21 protein-coding genes are annotated in these 23,324 nt (G+C 56.3%); 11 read left to right on the forward strand and 10 right to left on the reverse strand.

Annotation, left to right across the window (positions count from 1 at the left end; genetic code table 11):
• The 3 genes from DL88_RS15230 to tyrS all read right to left on the reverse strand — a co-directional run.
• The coding region (locus DL88_RS15230; RefSeq protein WP_034996808.1) for a transposase at positions 1 to 250 on the reverse strand (250 nt) is incomplete at its 3' end.
• 103 nt (positions 251 to 353) lie between these two features.
• A complete protein-coding gene (locus DL88_RS15235) occupies positions 354 to 1,856 on the reverse strand; it encodes an ATP-dependent nuclease (protein ID WP_034997946.1) in 1,503 nt (500 codons plus the stop codon).
• 277 nt (positions 1,857 to 2,133) lie between these two features.
• A complete protein-coding gene (tyrS, locus tag DL88_RS15240; protein WP_034997948.1) occupies positions 2,134 to 3,399 on the reverse strand; it encodes a tyrosine--tRNA ligase in 1,266 nt (421 codons plus the stop codon).
• Positions 3,400 to 3,566: 167 nt separating this feature from the next.
• On the opposite strand from tyrS, the gene DL88_RS15245 reads away from it, so the two are divergent.
• On the forward strand, positions 3,567 to 4,694 hold the full coding sequence (locus tag DL88_RS15245) for an anhydro-N-acetylmuramic acid kinase (protein WP_280949211.1): 1,128 nt from the start codon (positions 3,567 to 3,569) through the stop codon (positions 4,692 to 4,694).
• 6 nt (positions 4,695 to 4,700) lie between these two features.
• Here DL88_RS15245 and DL88_RS15250 read toward each other — a convergent pair whose 3' ends face one another.
• Entirely contained in the window at positions 4,701 to 5,144 is a 444-nt protein-coding gene (locus DL88_RS15250; protein ID WP_156971136.1) for a hypothetical protein, read from the reverse strand.
• A gap of 219 nt (positions 5,145 to 5,363) precedes the next feature.
• Here DL88_RS15250 and DL88_RS15255 point away from each other — a divergent pair, with 219 nt between their 5' ends.
• Positions 5,364 to 7,031 carry a hypothetical protein gene (locus DL88_RS15255; protein WP_210165322.1) on the forward strand — a complete coding sequence of 556 codons (1,668 nt, stop codon included), beginning with the start codon at positions 5,364 to 5,366 and terminating at the stop codon, positions 7,029 to 7,031.
• A gap of 91 nt (positions 7,032 to 7,122) precedes the next feature.
• Here DL88_RS15255 and DL88_RS15260 read toward each other — a convergent pair whose 3' ends face one another.
• Positions 7,123 to 7,809: an alpha/beta hydrolase gene (locus tag DL88_RS15260; RefSeq protein ID WP_034998047.1), complete on the reverse strand. Its 687-nt coding sequence runs from the start codon at positions 7,807 to 7,809 to the stop codon at positions 7,123 to 7,125.
• Positions 7,810 to 8,576: 767 nt separating this feature from the next.
• Between DL88_RS15260 and DL88_RS15265 the strand changes: the two genes are divergently transcribed.
• The 7 genes from DL88_RS15265 (at position 8,577) to DL88_RS15300 (ending at position 16,493) form a co-directional block, all read left to right on the forward strand.
• On the forward strand, positions 8,577 to 9,755 hold the full coding sequence (locus tag DL88_RS15265; RefSeq protein WP_034997952.1) for a cysteine desulfurase family protein: 1,179 nt from the start codon (positions 8,577 to 8,579) through the stop codon (positions 9,753 to 9,755).
• A 163-nt stretch (positions 9,756 to 9,918) separates the two neighbouring features.
• Entirely contained in the window at positions 9,919 to 11,439 is a 1,521-nt protein-coding gene (gene sufB, locus DL88_RS15270) for a Fe-S cluster assembly protein SufB (RefSeq protein ID WP_034997954.1), read from the forward strand.
• A 357-nt stretch (positions 11,440 to 11,796) separates the two neighbouring features.
• A complete protein-coding gene (sufC, locus tag DL88_RS15275; RefSeq protein WP_034998049.1) occupies positions 11,797 to 12,552 on the forward strand; it encodes a Fe-S cluster assembly ATPase SufC in 756 nt (251 codons plus the stop codon).
• A gap of 26 nt (positions 12,553 to 12,578) precedes the next feature.
• On the forward strand, positions 12,579 to 13,913 hold the full coding sequence (locus DL88_RS15280) for a SufB/SufD family protein (RefSeq protein ID WP_034997957.1): 1,335 nt from the start codon (positions 12,579 to 12,581) through the stop codon (positions 13,911 to 13,913).
• A gap of 205 nt (positions 13,914 to 14,118) precedes the next feature.
• Positions 14,119 to 15,363: a cysteine desulfurase gene (locus DL88_RS15290; protein ID WP_034997963.1), complete on the forward strand. Its 1,245-nt coding sequence runs from the start codon at positions 14,119 to 14,121 to the stop codon at positions 15,361 to 15,363.
• Positions 15,364 to 15,380: 17 nt separating this feature from the next.
• Complete coding sequence (locus DL88_RS15295) at positions 15,381 to 15,773, forward strand: iron-sulfur cluster assembly protein (protein WP_034997966.1); 393 nt, start codon at positions 15,381 to 15,383, stop codon at positions 15,771 to 15,773.
• A 348-nt stretch (positions 15,774 to 16,121) separates the two neighbouring features.
• Positions 16,122 to 16,493, forward strand: a complete 372-nt coding sequence (locus DL88_RS15300) for a HesB/IscA family protein (RefSeq protein ID WP_034997969.1) — start codon at positions 16,122 to 16,124, stop codon at positions 16,491 to 16,493.
• Between the two features lie 40 nt (positions 16,494 to 16,533).
• On the opposite strand, the gene DL88_RS15305 is transcribed toward DL88_RS15300, so the two are convergent.
• Positions 16,534 to 18,021, reverse strand: a complete 1,488-nt coding sequence (locus DL88_RS15305; protein ID WP_051956042.1) for an alpha/beta hydrolase — start codon at positions 18,019 to 18,021, stop codon at positions 16,534 to 16,536.
• A 412-nt stretch (positions 18,022 to 18,433) separates the two neighbouring features.
• Between DL88_RS15305 and DL88_RS15310 the strand changes: the two genes are divergently transcribed.
• Positions 18,434 to 18,721 (forward strand): hypothetical protein, encoded by a 288-nt coding sequence (locus tag DL88_RS15310; RefSeq protein ID WP_156971138.1) that lies wholly within the window; start codon positions 18,434 to 18,436, stop codon positions 18,719 to 18,721.
• 280 nt (positions 18,722 to 19,001) lie between these two features.
• A complete protein-coding gene (locus DL88_RS15315; RefSeq protein WP_051956043.1) occupies positions 19,002 to 19,901 on the forward strand; it encodes an aminoglycoside phosphotransferase family protein in 900 nt (299 codons plus the stop codon).
• 85 nt (positions 19,902 to 19,986) lie between these two features.
• Here DL88_RS15315 and DL88_RS15320 read toward each other — a convergent pair whose 3' ends face one another.
• The 4 genes from DL88_RS15320 to msrA all read right to left on the reverse strand — a co-directional run bounded on the left by DL88_RS15320 (position 19,987) and on the right by msrA (position 23,239).
• Complete coding sequence (locus DL88_RS15320; protein WP_034997976.1) at positions 19,987 to 20,775, reverse strand: IS5 family transposase; 789 nt, start codon at positions 20,773 to 20,775, stop codon at positions 19,987 to 19,989.
• Positions 20,776 to 21,128: 353 nt separating this feature from the next.
• Positions 21,129 to 21,482 carry an ArsC family reductase gene (locus DL88_RS15325; RefSeq protein ID WP_034997986.1) on the reverse strand — a complete coding sequence of 118 codons (354 nt, stop codon included), beginning with the start codon at positions 21,480 to 21,482 and terminating at the stop codon, positions 21,129 to 21,131.
• 112 nt (positions 21,483 to 21,594) lie between these two features.
• Positions 21,595 to 21,807 carry a hypothetical protein gene (locus tag DL88_RS20430; RefSeq protein WP_156971139.1) on the reverse strand — a complete coding sequence of 71 codons (213 nt, stop codon included), beginning with the start codon at positions 21,805 to 21,807 and terminating at the stop codon, positions 21,595 to 21,597.
• A 775-nt stretch (positions 21,808 to 22,582) separates the two neighbouring features.
• Complete coding sequence (msrA, locus tag DL88_RS15335; RefSeq protein ID WP_034997988.1) at positions 22,583 to 23,239, reverse strand: peptide-methionine (S)-S-oxide reductase MsrA; 657 nt, start codon at positions 23,237 to 23,239, stop codon at positions 22,583 to 22,585.
• Positions 23,240 to 23,324: the final 85 nt, after the last annotated feature.

The following is a 23,324-nucleotide window of genomic DNA, read 5'->3' on the forward strand; positions in this document are numbered from 1 at the left end:
CGACACCTTCGGTCTCATTCAAGGCTTCGAGCAGCGTTTCCCACAATCCAGCCAGCGTCCAGCGCCGAAACTGGCGATAAACTGATGACCATTTGCCGAAATGCTCGTGCAAATCGCGCCATTGCACGCCCGTGCGGGAAATCCAGAAAATACCATCAAGAACAAGGCGATGGTCCTTCGCGCGTCGCCCGCTATGCGGCCCGCGCCGCGTCACGAACGGCTCAAGACAGGCCCATTCTTCATCCGACATCAGCCCACGAATCAAAGTCGCCTCCTTCTGAAAGCGACTTTGAATCAGAACCTTCGCAACTTGGGAATCCTATTCGTCAACAGGACCTAATGATGTCGGCGGGCTACGAAAGCTTTGGCGCTAATAGCTGCATTATATCATTTTCGTTTTTGTTGAAGTACTCCTTGGCGAAGAACGTGCACAAATCTCTCTCTGTTTGTTCAAGGCTTTTGCCGGTGACCGATGCAATATCTCTACACACATCCTTAAAGATTTTTTTTGAAGTACTACGAAGCTTTTCTCCAACGAGCCCGATCAATTCCTGCAAGAAGTGTTGAGGTAAAACAATTCGATTGTCGCAGAAATGACTACGCAATGCTACTTGTGCATTATTTCGCTCGTCGCACAGATAACTTATTATGCCTTCCTCAGGCGTCCAGGGTAGGTAAGCGATTTTGCTGCCAAGACTATTAATTTTTTCAAGTAGTTTGTGATCTCTATCTTTGGTCAACCTTGGTATTGTTTCATCTTTTACGTCTTTATCAAGTAAGGCAAAGCATTTTGTTTCGCTTGGTAATATTGTATTGTGCCGGGAGAGGAATTGGATTACTTGGTGAAACCCGCCAATGGGGATAATCTGTACTACTGGAAATAAATTTTGGTCAGAAAACTTCTTCTGCATCACAAGTTTTATAAGAGGCTCTGTAATGGCTTTCGCGATTTCATCCTCGACATATAACACTACGTCTGGCGCTCGTTCTTCCCCTAGCGTGATATTTCCAAGCGCGTAAGTGGGAAAGCAACCGGTAATGGAGTTTACAATTCCATTGTCATCCCTTTGCAAAAATATAATTTGTTTTCTGGGTACTCCCTTTATCAAGCTTACGGAATGTGTTGAGAATATAATGGTCAATTCCTTGTCTTTTGCTATATAAACAAGATATTTATATAATTGTATTTGAGCGCGGGGGTGAAGTGCCATTTCTAGCTCATCAATTAATACTAATGAATTATGTTGGCATGCTTGAAGTGATTTAATCAATTTTAAAATACAAAGTTCACCTAGACTAAATTGTTTTTCCGAGTGATATTGATCGGGTTGATGGTTTACTTGAAGCATAAACGCTTCATTGCTGACGCCGGTGGTTAAATTGATTACTTTTAGTTCATTAAATTTATTAGTATCGAAAATTTCGTTGGCTATTTTAATGAGATCTGCATTCGCTTTTTTTACACGCCTCGGTGCGAAATCATCCGGCCGTGGAGTTATTCGATCGGCGTTAGCGCCGATGTAAATTATGTCGGGGTAGCCAAAGTTACTTAATAGATGACTATTGCGGCGAGGCTGTGGTGTCCATCGTGCGCCACGATACGCGTATTCGACTGTGGCTCCTTCAATCTCATAGGTGATGCTCGCTTGCCCATAATCGTCAAGTACTTTAGATTTGAGAGAAGCTGGGAAGTGAAGAGAGAATGCTTGTGAGTTCCCAATTCGCCGTAGGCATGCCAGTAGCGATGTTTTGCCTGCACCGTTCCCGGCGGTTAATAACCAAACCCCTGGTCCAGGTAGATTGAAGTCCAATTGTTTTATATTTCGTAGATTTTTTATATGAATTGTGCCGGGCATTGTAAATACATCTCTAGCTTTGAGCTACATTACCTAGTGAGATTTCACTCATGCTTTAATGGAGATAGGTGTTGCTATTGCATGGTTCACTATAGAGTTTTGTGTATGAAATAGTGAGGTGACAATCTGTCATTGCTTCTCCGAAAATCTATTGGCCTTTTTTGTAAATTATTGTGTGCTGAATCAAAAAAAATTAGAGCAAGGTAACTGTCGTTAAAAGAAATCATGTGGCGCTTGAGGCAACCCAAATACGCGGAGGAATTGGTATCGCCGTACCTCACCCCTCTGCCAGCCGAAGCAACACATGCTTCTTCTTGCCCAGTGACAATTTCGCGCCGGCCTCGATCGCCTCGATCGTTATCAAAGCCTTCTCATCGCTGATCTGTTCATCATTGAGCTTGAGGCCACCGCCTTTGATCTGACGGCGGGCTTCGCCCGTCGAGGCGACGAGGCCGGCCTTGACGAAGGCGGCCAGCACGCCCAGCCCTTCGGCGGGGATTTCATTGGCTTGCAGAATGAGGCTTGGGAGGCTCGCCGCCACCACACCTTCCTCAAAAGTCTGGCGGGCGGTTTCGGCTGCGCGCTCCGCTGCTGCACGGCCATGCACCATGGCTGTGGCTTCCGTCGCGAGGATTTTCTTCGCCTCGTTGATTTCTGCATCCTGCAGCGCCGCGAGCCGGTCGATTTCCTCCATCGGCAATTCGGTGAAGAGCTTCAGGAACCGCGCGACATCGCTATCCTCGCAATTGCGCCAGAATTGCCAATATTCGAAGACCGGCAGCATGGTTTCGCTGAGCCAGATGGCGCCCTTGGCGGTCTTGCCCATTTTGGCGCCGGAGGCGGTAGTGAGCAGCGGTGAGGTCAGGGCGTAGAGCTGCGGCGTGCCCATGCGGCGGCCGAGATCGATGCCGGTGACGATATTGCCCCATTGATCGGAACCGCCCATCTGCAGCACGCAGCCATAACGCCGGTTGAGCTCCACATAATCATAGGCCTGGCAGCACATGTAATTGAATTCGAGGAAGGACAATTCATGCTCGCGTTCGAGCCGCAGCTTGACGGAATCCATCGACAACATGCGGTTGACGGAGAAATGTTTGCCGACATCGCGCAGGAAATCGATGTAATGAAGCTTCGTCAGCCAATCGGCATTATCCGCCATCAAGGCGTCGGTCTTGCCCTCGCCGAATTGCACGAATTGCGCGAAAACCTGTTTGATGCCCTGTTTATTGGCCTCGATCTCTTCGAGCGAGAGGATTTTGCGGCTTTCATCCTTGCCGGAAGGATCGCCGACCCGCGTCGTGCCGCCGCCCATGAGCACGATCGGCTTGCCGCCGGTTTTTTGCAGCCAGCGCAGCATCATGATCTGCACCAGCGAACCCACATGCAGCGATGGCGCTGTGCAATCGAAACCGATATAGGCGGTGAGGTCTCCGCTCTTGGCCTTGGCATCGAGCCCGGCGAGATCGGAACATTGATGCAGATAGCCGCGCTCCGTAAGAATACGGAGAAAATCGGATGTGGGCTGAAAATCCTCGGACACGGCTTTTCCTGCTTCGTAAAGCAAAATGAAACTTTTGCGGTCTAATCCCGGCGGATTGGCCGAGTGGGACGCAAATTCGGGGCAAAATGGACGCGGGCAGCCTTAACGCCCCCTCTGCGGAGGGTCAACGACAAAGGTTTGGGGCTGGAGATGAGGACGGCGGCGGTCTGACCGGCGCGATCGGCCTGATGAGCGGCACCTCTCTCGATGGCATCGACATCGCCTATATCGAAACCGATGGCGAGGCGCGCATCCGGCGCGGACCGCGTGCCTTCACGCCCTATAGTGAAGAGGAACGCGCACTCCTGCGGGCGGCGCTGGAGGATGCCGCGAGCCTGATCGGTTCCGCTGCGGCGCGCATGGAACGGCCGGGCCGCCTCGCCGAGGCGGAAGCCATGCTGAATGCGCGGCATGTGGCGGCGGTCAAGGCCTTTCTCATCAGCAGGCCGATGGCCGGCAAAACAATCGGCCTCATCGGCTTTCACGGCCAGACGGTGCTGCACCGGCCGGAGAGCGGCCTGACCGTGCAATTGGGCGATGGCGCGGCGCTGGCCCGCGCGCTGAACCTGCCGGTCGCCTATGATTTCCGGCAGGCGGATGTGGCGAGTGGCGGGGAGGGCGCGCCGCTTGTCCCAATCTACCATCAGGCGCTGGCGCGCGCGGCGGGCCTCGCGCAACCCCTGCTTGTCATCAATATCGGCGGGGTCGCCAATATCACTTATATTGATGGCGATGCGGAATTGATCGCCTGTGATTGCGGCCCCGGCAATGCGCTGATCGACGATCTGATGCGCGAACGCCAGGGCATCGCCATGGACAAGGATGGGGCAGCCGCCGCGCAGGGCAGGGTCGATGACGAGCGTCTGGCGGATTTGCTGGCGCATCCGTTCTTTCAGGTGCGGCCACCGAAATCGCTCGACCGCAACGCCTTTTCCCGCGCGCCACTCGAAGGGTTGGGCACCGAGGATGCGGCCGCGACCCTCACTGCTTTCACCGCCTCCGGCATTGCCAGCGTTCTGCCATTTCTGCCCCGGATGCCGCAACGGGCGATCGTCTGCGGCGGCGGCGCGCGCAATCCGACGCTGATGGCCATGCTGCGTGATAAACTCGGATGTCCGGTCGAAAGCGCCGACAGTCTCGGCTGGTCGGTCGATGCGATGGAGGCTCAGGCTTTCGCCTATCTCGCCGTGCGCTGCAGGGCACATCTGCCGATCACCTTTCCGCTGACAACGGGAGTGAAGAAACCGCTGGCGGGCGGTGTCATCGCCGAGCCCGCCGTCGCCACCTCCGGCTGAAAATATTCACGAACCGTCTTTCGGATCCACCTCGAAGCGTAGGATGCGCGCCGTCGCCGGATCGAGGTGGCAAAGATAGTGGAAAGCCTTCCACGCGATCGCATGGCCCTTAAGGCGAAAGGATCCTTCGCCCCGCAAAAGCGAGGGGGTTTCGAGGATTTGTGTGTGTGGATCGACATCGCGCAGGAAGAAATGATTGCCGTCGGCACCGAGTCTGGCGAGCACCGGCCTGGCCGCCGGCCGGCATAGAAATTCGGCCACCTGCCAAGCGATGGGTTGTGTCTGGGCAAGCTGGCGCTCGCGTGGATCATGGATACGGGCAATGGCGCGATCGATCGCCTTTTGCTCGGCTGGCGAAAGTGTCTGCGCCGCCGCCGAAGACAGCAATGGGCCGAGGAGAACCAGCGCCGAACACAGTCCGAGGCGACGCAAGGGTCGAGTCTTTGTCATGGCCTGCTCCTCAAACATATGGTGTGGGAAGGGGTAGGGCATCTTTCCAGCCGGGGAAGAAGAAATGCGGATCGTGGCTTCGTGCCGAACCGCGGTGATTCCCGTGATCGACCGGGCCGGCAAACGTTGTCGGTAAGCGTAAGCGTGTCAACAATCCTTCATCGGGCCTTGGTAGAGGCAGGCGACCTGCCGAATGTGGCGGGATATATGGAATCGCCCATGCAGACCGCCCGCCACCCGATCTTTTTCCCGTCTTTCCGCTCCCTGCCTTCCCTGCATTCCACCCTGATGATGGCCTTGCTGGCCGGCACCTCAGGCCAGGTTTTCGCGGAGCCTTTCGCTTTCCAGCCCCCCGTGCCGTTTCTTCCCGGCAATCTCGTCCTGAGCCGCGCCGTCTATGACAATCGCGCGGATAATGTGACGGTTGGAACGATCCTGCCGCCGAATTGCGCAAGCACGCAGGCCGGTTGTAGCGGCGCCAGCGGCGCCACCAATGACGGTACCTATCCCGCCGTCTGGAACAATGTCCTCTATGATTCCGCTTTCGGCATTACGGCGAAAATCTATCTCGACCAGGTGACGCCGCTCGGCCGCACGCTGTCGACGCTGGAAGTGCCGCATGGCGTTTCCCAGAACGGTGCCACGAAAGGTCTCGTGACGAGCTTCAGCTCGAAATCCGAGCTGGCGCTGCATTTGTCTGACGACAAGCACTATCTGACATTCATGGGCTATGCCGCCCCGGTGAATGCGATCGACGCTTCCAATTCGAATACGCCTGCCGCCCCGGATCCGACCAATCCCGATGGTCAGAGTTTCTACCGCGCGGTGGCGCGCGTCGATGCTCTCGGCCAGTTTCGCTTCACCAAAACCAATGCCTATAGCGGCAATAATGGACGCGCGGCCATTCGCGCCGATATGAACGGCAAGCCCGTCTATTTCACGGTCGGCAATGCGGGCAATGGCGCCAATCCGCAGCCGAATGGCGTGATCATCGGCACGGGTGTCCAATGGATTGATGCCGCCACAAGCGAGCAGGATCCCGGAACGCCGACACCGGCCGCGAGCTTCTCGATCACGCAGCTCGGATACAAGGCCGATAAGATCGGCAAGGATGACAATTATCGCGAGCTGACGATCTTCAACAATGTTCTGTATGTGACGAAGGGCAGCGGCGGCAACGGCGTCAATACCGTCTATTTCGTCGATACGACTGGTACCGCCTGCCCGAATGGCATGGGTCTGCCGTCGCCTTCCGCGAAACTGCCGTCGGCACCGCTTTCCTATGACGCATCCACCTTGCAGAGCAAGGGCCTGCCGACCAATATGTGTATCCTTGCGGGCTTCCCCTCGACGCCGAACAAAAGCGCGAAAACGCTCGTCTATCCGCATGCGCTCTGGTTTGCCGACGCCAATACATTGTATGTGGCCGATCAGGGTGATGGCTATACGGATGCCGCCGATCTCTATACCCATGCCGCCGCGCAGACGAGCGCCGGGCTTCAGAAATGGATATTCGACGCTGCTGCCAAGCAATGGACCCTTGCCTATACGCTGCAGGCCGGGCTTGATCTTGGCGTGTCCTATCAGGTCCGTGGCTATCCCGAGGGGACCAATGCCGCGACGGGACTGCCCTGGGCGCCAGCGACGGATGGCTTGCGGAACTTCACCGGACGCGTTGCGCCCGATGGCACTGTGACGCTTTGGGCGGTGACTGCCACCATCAGCGGCAATGGCGATGTGGGGGCCGACCCCAACAAGCTGGTGATGGTCCGCGATATTCTGAAGAACACCAATCCGGCAGTCGCCGCGCGTGAGTCCTTCGTGACTTTGCGCCGAGCCGCCTTTGGCGAGGTGTTGCGCGGCATTGCCTTCACGCCCGGCAGCTGAAACGGCGGCGTGATCGCGCCGCCTTCTCTTACTGAAATGAGATGTTTGAACTTCGAGCGGACGCCATCGGGCGTCCGTTTCGCCTTGGCTATTATTGGCCGGCCGGTTCGGCCCGTGCAGGCGTCGGCAGGCGCGGCGGATTGCCGAGGCGGCGGTCAAGATAGGCCCCAACCTTGCCGATCAAATCCTCGACGCAATTTTCAAAGAAATGATTGGCACCGGGCACGACCTCATGCTCGATGACGATGCCCTTCTGCGTCTTCAGTTTCTCGATGAGGCCCATCACTTCCTTCAGCGGCGCGACGCGATCCTGATCGCCATGGACGAACAGGCCGGAGGAGGGGCAGGGGGCGAGGAAGGAGAAATCAAATCTGTTCGCGGGGGGCGCGATGGAGATGAAGCCTTCGATCTCCGGACGCCGCATCAAAAGCTGCATGCCGATCCATGAGCCGAAGGAGATGCCGGCGATCCAGCAGGCGCGGGCATCGGGATTGATGCTTTGCACCCAGTCGAGCGCGGCGGCGGCATCCGACAATTCGCCCTGGCCATGGTCGAAGCCGCCCTGACTGCGCCCGACGCCGCGAAAATTGAAACGCAACACGGAAAAGCCACGCTCGGCGAAAGCGTAGTAAAGATTATAGACGATCTGATTGTTCATCGTCCCGCCGAATTGAGGATGCGGATGCAGCACGATGGCGATCGGCGCGCCGCGAATGGTCGAGGGATGAAAACGTCCTTCCAGGCGGCCGGCGGGACCGTTGAAGATGACCTCAGGCATTATTGCTCCATATTTCTCGACCGGGCCATAGATGGACCATGCCGCAAGACGCGCTGCGGCAAAACCCTGCCGATCGTCCACGCGGCTATCGATGATGCCGATCAGGCACGAGGCCTGATGTTGACCCGCGGCATTTGCTCGCGGTTTCGCTCACGCTTCATGCCTGATCGCAGGAAGAAGGCTTTGGCGCCATCAATCCATGGTTCTGGCACCAGCGTCGCGAGATCTCTTATCTCCTTGATCACGCTCGTACTCGGATCAAGCTCATTCTCAACCACGCGCGCCTGCCTTGCCCTATCGTCTTAGCTGCATCCTTTTGGCGGGTGCTTGACGCTCAAGGTTTAGAAAGAATAAAATTAGGTTTATCACGATCAAGGAAGTGTCCTGGCCGTAAACGGAAAATCCTGCGATGGACACTCCGGATCGGCAGACACAGAAACCTTTGCGAACGCTTTTAACACAAGCTCATAGCTGAATTGCAAGGTTTTTAGAAAGGGATTTCGAGCCTTGCCGTTTCAAGCCGCTCAAGTCGTCCTTACCAGGGCGGTCATGAGCCAAGTTATCATGTTCAAGCATCATGGCTTCATGGTTGGCAACGGCGGAGAGGGTCTTCGTTTGACGAATTCTTCCGGACGAACCCATTGAGAGACCTTCGATGACGCTCATATATACGAAAACGTGATGAATTGGGCTTATTGGGCTGTGAAGGACAGCTTGGTTACGTGGGGATGGATCGGCAAGATGGATAGGGGAGGCTGCCGGATTTAATGGGGCAGCGGATTTATCTCGACCATAATGCGACCACCGCGCTACGGCCCGGTGCCCGCGCCGCTATGCTGGCCGCTATGGATCTTTGCGGCAATGCGTCCTCGATTCATGCCGAAGGGCGCGCCGCACGGGCTTCGATCGAGGCTGCTCGCGAGGCGCTTGGCCGTTTTGTCGGGACTTTGCCGCGCCGGGTGATTTTCACCTCAGGAGCCACCGAGGCGCTCAATCTGATCCTGCAGCCGGGCCTCAGCCGTTCCGCAAGCTTAACAGTGGATTATGACGTTCTTTTAGTCAGCGGCGGCGAACATGCGAGCGTGCTTTTTGGGCACCGTTTCCCGGCCGGGCACATCGAGACCATTGGTCTTTCCGGCTCCGGGGAACTCGATCTTGAGGCGCTTGCGGCTGCTTTGCACCGTCATGCTGGTCGCCGGATCATGCTGGCCGTTCAGGCGGCCAATAATGAAACCGGGGTCGTGCAGCCGGTCGCCGAGGCTGCGGCTCTGTTGCGGGCAGCATCCGCCGATACGTTCTTCGTCTGCGACGCGGCGCAGGCGGCAGGGAAGATCGCCTGCAATTTCGACGCGCTGCCTGTCGATGCGCTGATTTTTTCTGCACATAAATTCGGCGGTCCGGCAGGGATCGGCGCGCTCTGCCTGCGTGAGGATATTGTGGCGGCCACTCCCTTGTTGCGTGGCGGCGGTCAGGAATTCCGCCAGAGGGCCGGGACGCAGGCCTTGATCGCCATTGCCGGTCTTGCTGGCGCTCTTGCGGAAATGCGGGACCGTTTTGTGGACGAATGCGCGATGTTCGCCAAGCTTCGCGACGCTCTTGAACGGGAGATGCGGGCGATCGTGACGGATCTCCATATTTTCGGGGAGAAGGCGCCGCGCCTGCCAAATACCAGCGCTTTTGCTCTTCCGGGAGTGGAGGCACAGGTCTTGCTTATGTTCTTGGACGTGGAAGGGGTGGCTGTTTCCTCCGGTTCGGCCTGTTCTTCCGGCAAGGTGAAAACATCGCATGTGCTTGAATCCATGTGTGTTGACCCTTCTCTTGCCGGTGGTGGGGTCAGGCTTAGCCTGGGGTGGAATAGTCGGGAAGAAGATTGTCCTTTGATCCTGCAGGCCTTTGAGAAGGCGGCCCGCACGATCAGGGGACGACAGATCAAATCCGCCGCGTAAGATGGAGGCGATCTTGCTTTCATTTTACGGGTGGCAGTCGGGCCGAGCCCGGCGACATGGACAGCGGCCGGGCAAAGCCCGGAAGCGCACGGGTTGATCGGGTCAGACCCGATCACGGGTCTGAACCAGCGGTCCTTGAAACCGCCAAGGTGAGGAGAAGAGCATGGCAGCGGCCAAAGAGACCGTCGAGCAGGTCAAGTCCATCGACGTAAGCGAATATAAATACGGTTTCTTTTCCGATATCGAGTCGGATAAGGCGCCGAAGGGCCTTAATGAGGACATCGTTCGCTTCATCTCGGCGAAAAAGGGCGAGCCTGAATGGCTGACCGAATGGCGTCTTGAAGCCTATCGCCGCTGGCTGACCATGCGCGAGCCTGAATGGGCGCGTGTCAATTTCGCCAAGGTGGATTATCAGGACCTTTATTATTATTCCGCTCCGAAGAGCGCCGCGGGTCCGAAGTCGCTCGACGAAGTCGATCCGGAACTGCTCAAGGTCTATGAAAAGCTCGGCATTCCGCTGAAGGAACAGGCTGCGCTCGCCGGTGTCGTTGCCGGGGAAGGCGAAATGATCGACGACGAAGGCAATATCGTGCCGATTCCGGAGCGCAAGATCGCCGTCGATGCGGTGTTCGACTCCGTCTCCGTCGTGACCACTTTCCGTGATGAGCTGGCCAAGGCGGGTGTCATCTTCTGCCCGATCTCGGAAGCCGTTCACACGCATCCGGAACTGGTTCAGAAATATCTCGGCTCCGTCGTTCCCACGACCGATAATTTCTATGCGACGCTGAATAGCGCGGTGTTCTCCGATGGTTCGTTCGTCTACATCCCGCCGGGCGTGAAATGCCCGATGGAACTGTCGACCTATTTCCGCATCAATGAGCAGAATACGGGTCAGTTCGAGCGGACGCTGATCATTGCCGACAAGGGCTCCTACGTCTCCTATCTTGAAGGCTGCACGGCGCCCAAGCGCGATGAGAACCAGCTGCATGCGGCGGTCGTCGAACTGGTTGCGCTCGACGATGCTGAAATCAAATATTCGACGGTGCAGAACTGGTATCCGGGCGATGCCGACGGCAAGGGCGGTATCTATAATTTCGTGACCAAGCGCGGCGATTGCCGTGGTGCCAATTCGAAGATTTCCTGGACGCAGGTTGAGACCGGTTCCGCCGTCACCTGGAAATATCCGTCCTGCGTGTTGCGTGGTGACAATTCGCGCGGTGAATTCTATTCGATCGCGATTTCGAATGGTCATCAGCAGGTCGATTCCGGCACCAAGATGATCCATCTCGGCAAGAACACGACGAGCCGGATCATTTCCAAGGGTATCTCCGCCGGCCATTCGCAAAATACCTATCGTGGCCAGGTGTCCTCGCATCGCAAGGCGACGGGTGCGCGCAATTTCACCAATTGCGACTCGCTGCTGATCGGCAATACCTGCGGCGCGCATACGGTGCCCTATATCGAATCGCGCAATCCTTCGACGCAATTCGAACATGAGGCTACGACCTCGAAGATCTCGGAAGACCAGCTCTTCTATTGCATGCAGCGTGGCCTTTCCGCCGAGGAAGCAACGGCTTTGATCGTCAATGGCTTCGTTCGTGACGTTCTGCAACAGCTTCCGATGGAATTCGCCGTCGAGGCGCAGAAGCTGATCGCCGTGTCTCTTGAAGGCAGTGTCGGTTAACAGTCTTCTGGGACTCTGAGTTGAAAGCGGATTTCGCGATCCGCTTGTCGCTCGGGTACTGCCCACATGAACGGAAAGCCGGATGGATCCATGTATGGGGCATCCGGTGGCGCCACACCTTCTGCTTGCCGGGCTGTTCTGCAGTCTGGCTTCAAGCAGGAAGAACCTCCCGAAGACGCTTCGGGAACCAAGGCGCGTTGAGTTCAGGGGTTTATCGTTCCTTTACTGATCGCCGGCCATGGACGGCAAAAGCGCGTAGGCTTTGGCGCGGGCTTAGCGCGCATGGCTTTTGGCTGCCCGCGCTTCATCGCAAGGCGATGAGCGGGTCCCTTTATGGAATTTTTAACGAGGGTCATCATGCTCGAAGTCAAGAATCTCAATGTTTCCATCGGCGACCGCAAGATCCTGAATGATTTCTGCATCACCGTGAAGGATGGGGAAGTCGCGGCCATCATGGGCCCGAACGGCACGGGCAAATCGACTCTGTCCTATGTGATGTCCGGCCGCCCCGGCTATACGGTCGAATCCGGTGAAGTGCTGCTCAATGGCGTCAATCTGCTCGATTTCGAGCCCAATGAGCGCGCCGCCAAGGGCCTGTTCCTGGCTTTCCAATATCCGCTGGAAATCCCCGGCGTTGCGACCATGACCTTTCTCAAGGCCGCTCTGAACGCCCAGCGCAAATATCGCGGCGAGCCGGAGCTTTCGACGCCTGAACTGATGAAGAAGGTCAATGCGGCAGCCTCCAAGCTCGGCATCAAGTCCGATATGATGAAGCGCGCGCTCAACGTCGGCTTCTCCGGCGGTGAAAAGAAGCGTATGGACATTCTCCAGATGGCGCTGCTCGAGCCTTCCTTCGGCATTCTCGATGAGACCGATTCCGGCCTCGACATTGACGCTTTGCGCATCGTGTCGGAAGGCGTGAATTCGCTGCGTGATCCGAAGCGCGGCTTCCTCGTCATCACCCATTACCAGCGTCTCCTCGACTATATCGTTCCCGATACCGTGCATGTCATGGCCGGTGGCCGCATCGTTCGCACGGGTGGCAAAGAGCTGGCCCTGGAACTCGAGAAGAGTGGCTACGCCGAATATCTCGGCGAAGAAAAGGCCGCGTGAAGATCGAAGCCAGAGGAGCCGTGCCCATGAGCGCTCAAATCATCCCATCGAGAACGCCGGCCGAGACGACGCTCGTCGAGAGCTTCGGGGCCGTCAAGGCGAGCCTGCCCGGATCGGCGGATGTCGCCAAGCTGCGGGAAGACAATTTCGCCGCTTTCGTCGAAGCCGGCCTGCCGCATCGCCGCGTCGAAGCCTGGCACTATACTGACCTGCGCACCATCATGCGCGAGGCTCTGCCTCTCGCCGCAGCGCCTTCGCCAGCCGCGCTTGAAGGTTTGAAGAAAGACGTCGCCGCTTTGCCGTTGCACGGTACCAAGCTGGTCATCGTCGACGGTGCCTTCGTGCCTGAATTGTCCGATAAGGCTCCGGAAGGCGTGACGATCTCGTCGCTCGCCACGGTTCTTTCCAGCGGCAAGCCGGATCTTCTCACTCTGCTCGCCGGTCAAGGCATGGGTGCGGGGGATGCCATCGTCGCGCTCAATGCAGCGATGATGCAGGATGGCATTGTGATCGAGGTGGCGCCCGGTGCTGTCGTTGCCGAGCCTTTGAACCTGATCTATGCCACTGCATCGGCCACACCGGTCGCGCGGTTCTCGCGTTCGCTTGTTTCCGTCGGCGCGAAAGCTTCGGTTGCGATCGCGGAATCGAGCCTCGGTGAGGGCGGTCGCACCGGCCAGACCAACGGCTGCCTGATTTTCTCGGTGGAGGACGAGGCCAAGGTCACTCACACCTCGCTTCTCACGGGCAGCGTGGCGGGGAGCATCCGCCTCGAAACCTTCATGGTGAGCCTCGGCGCGCGCGTGAAATTCGACAGTTTCGCCTTGATCTCCGGGCAAGGCCTGACACGGCGGCAGATTTTCCTGCGTTTCAATGGCGAGGAAAGCGAATCCACTATGCGCGGTGCTTCCCTGCTGCGTGGACGCGAATATGCCGACACCACTTTGTTCGCTGAACATCTCGCACCGTCTTGCGTCGGCCGCGAAATCTTCAAATATATCCTCGATGACGAAGCTGTTGGTGTTTTTCAGGGCAAGATTCACGTCGCGCCCGAAGCGCAGCAGACGGATGGCCGGATGCTCAGCAAGGCCTTATTGCTGACGGATGGCGTCGTCATGAATAATAAGCCGGAGCTGGAAATCTTCGCCGACGATGTCGCCTGCGCCCATGGCGCGACCTGCGGCGGCCTGAGCGAAGAGCAGATTTTCTATCTCCAGGCGCGCGGTCTTCCCTACAAGGAAGCGGAAGCCCTGTTGCTCGAAGCCTTCGCGGCGGAACTCGTCGACGAGCTTGAAGATGAAAAGACCGCCGAGACCTTGCGCGGCGAGATCAGCAGCTGGCTCGCCGCCCGCGTGGTCAAATGATCAGGCTGGTGCAAAGATCAGGTTGGTGAAAGCGTGATCATTTATGCCCAGGGCATGAATGGTGGCGAGTGAAACGGGGTCCGGCAGAATCGTCTCGGTTCTCGCCGGATCTTGATGATGAAGTTGAAAGATAGACCGGATGCGATAGACCTGGCCCGGATATTGCCCGTCAAGGGCAGGCCAGCAGCCAGGCATGGAGTTAGGCATGAACAAGCACATAGCTGCGCAAGCGCCATGGGATGTGAATCTGATCCGTCAGGATTTTCCGATTCTGTCCATGGAAGTCTACGGCAAGCCGCTGGTCTATCTGGACAATGCCGCCTCGGCGCAAAAGCCGAAGGAGGTCGTGGATCGCATGGTGCATGCGACCTATCATGAATATGCCAATGTGCATCGTGGCTTGCATTTTCTCGCCAATGCCGCGACCGATGCCTTCGAAGCGGCGCGCGAAAGCGTGCGTTCGTTTCTGAACGCTGAAACGGTCAACGAAATCATCTTCACCAAATCGGCGACGGAAGCGATCAATCTCGTCGCTTCCTCCTTCGGTCAGGCGTTCATTCAAGAGGGCGATGAAATCGTTCTCTCGATCATGGAACACCATGCCAATATCGTCCCCTGGCATTTCCTGCGCGAACGCAAGGGCGCCGTGCTGAAATGGGTGGATGTCGACGACGACGGCAATTTCCTGATGGAGGAATTCGAGAAGGCTTTGTCGCCGAAGACGAAGATCGTCGCCATGACGCATATGTCGAATATGCTCGGCACGATCACGCCGGTGAAGGAAGTCATCAAGATCGCTCATGAGCGCGGTATTCCGGTACTGATCGACGGATCGCAGGGCGCCGTGCATCTCGAGGTCGATGTGCGTGATCTCGATGCCGATTTTTACGTCGTCACCGGCCATAAGCTTTATGGGCCGACCGGCATCGGCGCCGTCTATGGCAAGAAGGAATGGCTGGAAAAACTGCCGCCCTTCCTCGGTGGTGGCGAAATGATCAATGAAGTGACGCGCGAGCGGGTTACCTATAACGAGCCGCCGCATCGGTTCGAGGCCGGCACGCCGCCGATCATCCAGGCGATCGGCCTCGGTGCCGCCGTGGATTACATGCAGAAGCTCGGCCGCAACCGCATTCATGCGCATGAAATGGCGTTGAGCGATTATGCGCATGAACGCCTGTCGAAGATCAATTCCCTGAATATCATTGGCCGCGCCAAGGGCAAGGGCGCGATCATTTCCTTTGAAATGAAGGGGGCGCATGCGCATGACGTCGCGACGATCATCGATCGTTCGGGCGTTGCGGTGCGCGCAGGCACGCATTGTGCTCAGCCCCTCCTTGCCCGTTTCGGTGTGACATCGACCTGCCGTGCTTCTTTCGCGGCCTATAATACTTTCGAGGAAGTCGACAAACTCGCCGAAGCTTTGATCCGGGCCGAAGGCCTTTTCGCTTGAGAGATGAGGAATTTGTCATGTCCGAATCGCAAACCGCCGAAGTCCAGGAAGTCCAGCCGAACGAGCCCCAGTGGATTTTCGCGTCCGATATTTCCCAGAATGAGCGGATCCGTTACACCAACGATATCGTTGCGGCCTTCAAGACGGTCTTCGATCCAGAAATTCCCTGCGATGTCTATGAGCTTGGCCTGATCTATAAGGTCGATATCGATGAGAATCGCCTGATCCGTGTGGAAATGACCTTGACGGCTCCCGGTTGTCCGGTGGCGGGCGAAATCACCCGCAATATCGAGACGGCGATTGGTACTGTTCCCGGCACGCTTGGCGTCATCGTCAACATCGTCTTTGAGCCGGCTTGGGATCAAGGCCGCATGTCGGACGAAGCGCGGATTTCGCTGGATATGTTCTGATCCGGATGAGATGTGAGCCTGCCTGGAAGCCTCCCGGCGGCTCGCGTTCTCCTCTTGTCCACTCTCCCGTTGTCGGAAAATCCGCAGAAAATCCGTCTGGGATTTCATTCTTGTGGGTGCGTCGAACCCGGGCGGCGTTCGGATGCCTCCGAATGGGTTTTCTGGAAAATATAGGTCTTTCCAGGAATTTGGAGTCGCATTGCGATTTTGATTCCTGGCATAAACCTCCTCAACTCAGCGAATGTTTCGCTCGAGCAGAGGTTTGATGGCACTGCTTTGGCCTCAATGGCCTCCCGATTGGCTTGATCGGACCCTATATAGGGGCCGGCTCCTAGCGAGGGACTTGCGATGACATCTGCCTTTTCCATTCTGACATTGACCGACACAGCGGCGGAACGCGCCAGGGATATTCTGGCCATGCCGGGAAACGCCGATAAGATTTTAAAGATCGGCGTGAAGAATGGTGGCTGTGCCGGGATGAATTATACGCTGGACCTCGTCGACGAACCGGCATCCGGCGCCGAGCTCATTGAAGACAAGGGTGTGCGCATCACCATTGCTCCCGAGGATCTGTTGTTCCTGCTTGGCACGGAAATGGATTTTACCGCGGATACGATCGGATCGAGTTTCTCCTTCCACAATCCCAATCAGACCGGCTCCTGCTCCTGCGGCCATTCGGTCTCGATCACGCCGCATGCGCCGGTGGAAGCCGGTGCCTGATTCCTCATGGTGCGGTTGACCTGCGTGCCGTTTGCGCACGCTATGGTGCGGTCTTGTTTGCCTGTTCCTTTATCGCTTCTGACGGAAGACCTGCTGCTATCCTTTCGATCATGAACGGGTAGAAGGGATTTGAGGACATGCGCAAAAGATTGTCCAGGCTGACGATCAATGTGCCTCTTTCTCCACGAGGCGCGACGGCACCGAGATTAACGCCAAAATTCTCTTTGCCATCTGGTTGCAAGCCATAAAGCGCATCCGTCACGGGAAAGGGGATGGCGACATGCGACAAAGAGAAGACACCCGGCGGAAACGAAAGCCCGAGCGGATTTGTCTTTGAATCAATCGCTCCGGGCTCGGTCACGACCGCGGCAACCTCGCTTGTGGATTCGTCTGTATTGGTGATGATCGTCATGCGGAACCGGCGAGGCGGCGGAGGCAGCAGCCTCGCCAATGCCGATTCCGATGTCGTGCGTAGCATCTGCCCGAATTTGGCAGTCCGATTGATGTCAAAGAGGACAAGTTCGCTGCCATTCTCCGGTAGCTGTGCATAGAAGGAGGTAATGATCGCCCGCGTCGAGACGGTTGAATCGACGATGGATTGGAAGGTCAGGACCGGCGGCAGCGCCTTGAGCCTTCCATCCCGCGCCAGCCGGTCGATCTGCCCTTGAACGGCCTGCGTGAACTGGAAGGACTGTCGCGCGCCATTGACCGGGAAAGAATTATATTTGAACGGGTTGAATTCCGGCACGATGCCGAGCCAGGCGGCCTTGGCGAAGGCAGGCAGAATGGCGGGCCAGCCGGCGATTCCGGCAAAACGGGCAAACCGTGTGATCCCGATCATGGGTGTGAACAGAACCAGCCGCGTCGGTGCTCTCAAGGTTGGAGTCTCGATGGCATCGAGGGCATATTTCAGGGCGAGCGTGCCACCGTTCGAGAAACCGACGAGATGCAGAGGCCGATCAGGACCGATACGTTGGACCGCCTCGCGCACGGCGAGCCGTGTCGCCGCGAGCCAATCCTCCCAGCGGATATCGGTGAGACCGGCGGGGACGGTGCCATGCCCAGGCAGACGGATGCCGATCGCGATAAAGCCATGGTCGCGATAAAAGCGGGCGATATGGCGCAGACTATAGGGGGAATCGGTCAGCCCGTGCAGGAAAACGGCGGCGCCGACGGCTTCGCCATCTGGCTCGAGTATGTAGGAGCGGTTCCAGTCGGTCGCAAAATGCCCGGGAAAAACCGGGCTGCCCTCGAAATAGCGATTATACGGCACGCGATCGCTCCGCGGTAGCCGCTCGGTGACATTGTGCTGAACGTCGCGAAAGAGAACATCTTCCGCCGCGCGATAATCGGCGAAACGCGCCGTCTCCATCGTTTCTGCAGAGAGTTCCTGCGGGATGAATTCATGCCAGGGTTCGAGCGGATCGCCGCGCTGTGTGTCGTAAATGCGTATGCCGAGGAAAGTGGCAAGGCTGACGCCGACGAGAATGACGCCCCATCGCGCCGCTTTGATGAATCGGAAACGCACTATTTCATGACCTTGAGTTGATGAGATACGGGTTCTACACGATCGCTTGAAAAGGGGCAGGAATTTTCTAAAGGCGACCGCGCCGGACGGCTCCAATGGATTGAAAAGACTTCGGCCATTGCATGAGGCTCCGGATGAGCCCACCTTTGTGTGAACTTTACCTTCCGCTCACGGTTTTGCCAAAACAGCGACAAGGTTTGTGAAAGGGATCATGATGGCGAGGGCGTATAGGCTGATGCAACAAGCACTTTCATTGGAAGATCACCCGCTCGATCGGCCTTCCGAGCGATGTTTCCCGTCTCGCAAGGGGAGAAAATTTTTCCCTAGGATAGCCCGGACCGCTCGGTGTGACACTCTGGCGGTGATCCGTCTTCTGTGTATTGTATCTCTGTATAGCTACGGGCTGCCCGCCTTGGCACAGCAGAATGCGGCTGGTACGGGTGGTGTCAATGGCGGTACGGGCTTTGCCGCAGGAAGTGGGATTGGTGGCCATGGTGGTGGCGCAGGCTATGGCGCGGGTACCTTTGGCAGAAATCAAGTGGGCGGGAGCAACAGTTTCGGAGGATTTCGGGGCGGAGGTTGGGGCGCGCGCGTCTATGGATGGGGTGGCTCGAACGGCGGCTGGAACAATCGTATCTTCGACAATAACGCCGCGCGCCCCTATTATAATGGCCGCCGAGGCGGGCAGGGCTATTGGTAGGCTGTTTTTGATCCGTATGTGTCATCACGGACTCATGGTATCGCATTCGTGAAATGATAGATGCACGCCTCACCTCCGTTTCGAGTTCTTAACAAAACGCCGCAAGTACCATGAAGCAGATGATAGTGGCTGCGAGGAAGGTGAAAGTGATGGAGGTCGACGTGTGATGCACTATCATTCGCAAAGCGTAGTCAACAAACCGTTTTGTCGGGCGCTCTACAGCGATATAGCGTTGAAAGTGGTTAAAGTAGTTACTGATCTCAAGAATTGGCTATAATCGATGAGCGACGCCATGGGGACGTTAGCTTCCGAGTTCGATGTAGATGTGAGTCTTGCGACTCGCCTTTTGGCCAGTCAGTATCCTGAATTATCCACGCTTGAAATTAGGAAAGTTGGTTCCGGTTGGGATAACTGGATATTTCGACTAGGAAGCACTTTGGCGTTGCGTTTTCCTAGGCGAAATGTAGCAGGGATCGCAATTAGAAACGAGCAGATTTGGTTGCCACTGTTGGAAAAGCGATTACCTCTTCAAATACCCACCCCAATTAAAGTTGGACAGCCTGATGGGGAGTATCCGTGGTATTGGAGTGTCATTCAGTGGCTTGATGGTGAAACCGCTGACATCGTTTTTCTGGATCAAAATCAAGGTCAAGTGCTTGGAAGCTTTTTTGAAGCACTTCATAGGGCAGCACCTGCGAACGCACCAAAGAATCCCTTTAGAGGAGGATCACTTTTTGAGCGAGAAAATCTATTCCTGAAGAGGATTACGACACTCATTCAAAAAAATGAGCCTGTGATCGAAGATATAATGTCGATTTGGCATAATGGGTTATCTGTTCCTATCGACGTGCCGTCTACATGGATTCACGGTGATCTGCATCCATTAAATGTTTTAGCGACAAATGGTACGATCACGTCCATTATTGACTGGGGCGATATGGGCCAAGGTGATCGTGCTGCGGATTTGGCTGCAATTTGGATGTTATTTCCTGATCGAGCAATGCGCCAAAGTTCAATTGCGGAATGCGCATCTGTAACGGAGGCAACTTGGAGAAGGGCTAAAGCTTGGGCTGTATTCTATGCGGTACTGTTTAAGACTGCTGGCCTATCCGGAGATCAACGCATGGCGAGAATAGCAGAGGGGATATTTAGGAATCTACTTGAGGATACTTATTCATAATCGCCAACCATCAGTGGAACGAGCCGAAAAGAGCAAGCACACTTAGGGCCTCTAAGAGCCTGATTCAACATTGGTGACGGCGGGTTCATGCCCTTGCGATGCGTCGAGCGTATAGCTGAACGGACGCGATGACAAAGTCCTTTGCTAGGCGTCGATTTCGGTTTAGCCAAGCCAGCGTGCGCTCGACGACCCAACGGCGTGGTAGCACCTTGAAGCCCTTGGCGGCGTCGGATCGCTTGATGATCTCGATGGTCCACTTGCCAATCCGGCGCAGCGCGTCCCTGAGCTTATCACCGGCATAACCTCCATCCGCGAACACATGGCGCAGCCAAGGGAAACGCCTGATGATTTCGGCGAGCACCAATGGCGCGCCGTCACGATCCTGAATGTCAGCGGCGTGCACGATGGCGTGGACCAGATTGCCATCGGTGTCGGTTAGGATGTGGCGCTTGCGCCCCTTGATCTTCTTGCCGGCATCGTAGCCACAGGGACCGCTGCTCTCCGTCGTCTTCACGCTCTGGCTATCGATGACACCCGCGCTGGGCGAAGCCTCCCGCCCTTCTGTTTCCTGAGTCATCATCAGCATGACATGGTTGATCGTCAGCCAAAGGCCATTGTCGCGCCATAGATAGAACCAGCGCTGGACCGTGGATACGGGCGGAAAACAAGGCGGCAGCATCCGCCATGGCAGACCTCCGCGCAGCAGGAACAGGATCGCTTCCACGACGCGCCGCAACGGCCATTTACGGGGGCGTCCTACTTGCGATGCTGCCGGAAGCAATGGCTCCAGCAACGCCCATTCCGCATCCGTCAAATCGCTTGGCAAAGCCAGCCCGCTTCGCGCATGAAGGGCGCGAGTGGTGTCAGTCCACATCGTTGAATCCATGGTAGTTTTTGGCGAAACCCCTGAATCAACGACAGGCCATGCCGTCAAGCTAACCTGCTGATACCACTCAACTTAATTTCGGATCAGGCTCTAACAAAACTCGTCAAATACTCTAAACAGATGATAGTGACGGTGAAAATGGTGAATGCGCGATAAAAGTTAGTGTATCATATACTATCATCGGTCAAATCTGGTTGCCAAATAGTTTTGTTAGGCATTCTTAGTATATCTCATTGATATTTTGAGTGTTTTCTGATAAGAGCGAAATGCTTCGCTATTTCATTTCCATGAAAATGCTCTGATTTTTCGAGTAGAGCGCTTCCGGATGTATCTGAAACACGCTAGCCGAGGGTCTTCGCATATTCGGCTTCCTTGAAGCCGACCAACAGTTGATCGCCGATTTCCAGCACCGGCCTTTTGATCATGGACGGCTGAGCCAGCATCAGACCGATTGCCTTTTGAGTATCGAGATCCTGTTTCTCTGTCTCAGGCAGCTTGCGGAAGGTTGTCCCCGCGCGATTCAGCAGCTTTTCCCATCCAACAATCTCGGCCCAATGTTCGAGCCGGCCGCGATCGATGCCTTTGGCCTTGTAGTCGTGGAAGTCATATAAAATTTGATGCCCGTCGAGCCAGGTGCGAGCCTTCTTCATCGTATCGCAGCTTTTGATCCCGTAAATGATTGTGACTTTTTCCATCGAGGCCTCGTCGTCGGTTCGTGTGGCTATTTGCAGGCCATACACGCAAGATGAACAAGGATTTGGCTCAAGGAGACTGTCCGGGCGATCCCGAAATGACGAAGCCGCATCCCTATTTCCGTTTCAGATAGCGGTCGATGAGGCGATTGGCGAGTGCCATTCGCCGGGTCGCAGCCTCGCGTTCGGCAGGTGGGTAATGATCGGGATGATGCTTTTTGGCGAAATCACGGCGGATACGGTGCAGGTCGGCGGCACATAAATCCCCCCTGAGCTGAAGTTCTTTCAAGACCCATTCCGTTTCCGAGACACCGTCATCGATGCTCATGCGGACGTGGGTTGCGGTCCATCCGCTGGAAGAGCTTTCGTTCCGCGAACGCAATGTCTCCTCGAAGATTTTCTGAAAATTGGAGACGTGCGCATCGGAACGCGCAGAAGATTGAGAATCTCGAGATTGGTTGTCTTGAGATGGGTTTTTTGGGGATCGCGGGGCGGATTTTTGCGATCCCTGATCCGGATTTTGCGGTGCTTTATCGCGAGACGATTCCTGAAAGGGTTTTTGGCTCGCTTCATGGGCTTGCACGGCGTCGCGATAGGCATTTGCCCAACCGATATCCATTGGCTGGGTGAGGGGCGCGAATAATTGGTTGACCCAGCTTTTCCAAAGGCCCGGTGACCGGTCGGCCGGGAAGCGGTCGTAGGCTGTTGGATCCTCAAGCGGACGATCCTCAAGGGCGTGATCATCAAGAGAAGGCCTGTCGGCGGAAATTGCAATGGGGGCAGAGTCTTTGGATGGAGCTCTGCCCGACGCCATCGCGGTGCGGCTGCCGATTTCCTGCATCGAAGATGGATGTCCCGAAGCGGGAAGGCTGGCATGATCAATACTGTCGAGCACGCTTGTGAAATCGCTCTCGGCAGAGGGTTTCGTCGAACGCATGGCGGGAAAACCGATCGGGTCAAGCGGGCCTCTCTCCTCTCAGGAATGAAAGTCCCGGATTTCTCGCCGAGTTTCCCCCAATCTCTTTGCCGGCGGCTTAAATCGATTTGCTCGATTTTACTCTCTCAAGGCTTCCTGGAGCTTATGGCTTCGAGCCGCAAAAGATTCATTCTGCCGCGACGCCAGTGCCGATGGGGCAGGACACGCCGGTTCCCCCTAGCCCGCAATAGCCGTCGGGGTTCTTGGCCAGATATTGCTGGTGATAGTCTTCCGCGTAATAAAACATTGGCGCATCGCGGATTTCTGTGGTGATCGGGCCAAAGCCTGCCGCTCTCAGAACGGGTTCGAAGGCCGTTTTCGCGGCTTCCGCGGCTTTGCGCTGCGCTGCATCGAAAACATAGATGCCGGAACGATATTGTGTGCCGATATCGTTGCCTTGCCGATAGCCCTGTGTCGGATCATGGCTTTCGAAGAAGATTTTGAGGAGATCGGCATAAGTCACGCGTTTCGGATCATAGACGACGAGAACGACTTCATTATGCCCCGTCTTGCCGGTGCAGACTTCCTCATAGGTCGGATTGGGCGTAAAGCCGCCGGCATAGCCAACCGCCGTGGAATAGATTCCTTCGCCAATCTGCCAGAACCGTCTTTCCGCGCCCCAGAAACAACCGAGACCGAAAAGCGCCGTTTCCAAGCCTGCGGGAAAAGGCGGATGCAAAGGGTGTCCATTGACGAAATGGGTGGTGGCCGTCGCGATGGGCTCCGGCCGTCCGGGCAAAGCCTCCGCCTCGCTCGGCATCGTTACCTTCTTGTGAAACCACATGAAAGTTTCTCCTCGTTAGAGCGTTTCGGATTGAGCCGGCCACGCTCCACTCAAAAAATCAAAGTATTTTCAAAACAATCGAGTC

The sequence above is a fragment of the Beijerinckia mobilis genome (assembly GCF_000745425.1).
In the GTDB taxonomy this organism is placed as follows: Bacteria; Pseudomonadota; Alphaproteobacteria; order Rhizobiales; family Beijerinckiaceae; genus Beijerinckia; species Beijerinckia mobilis.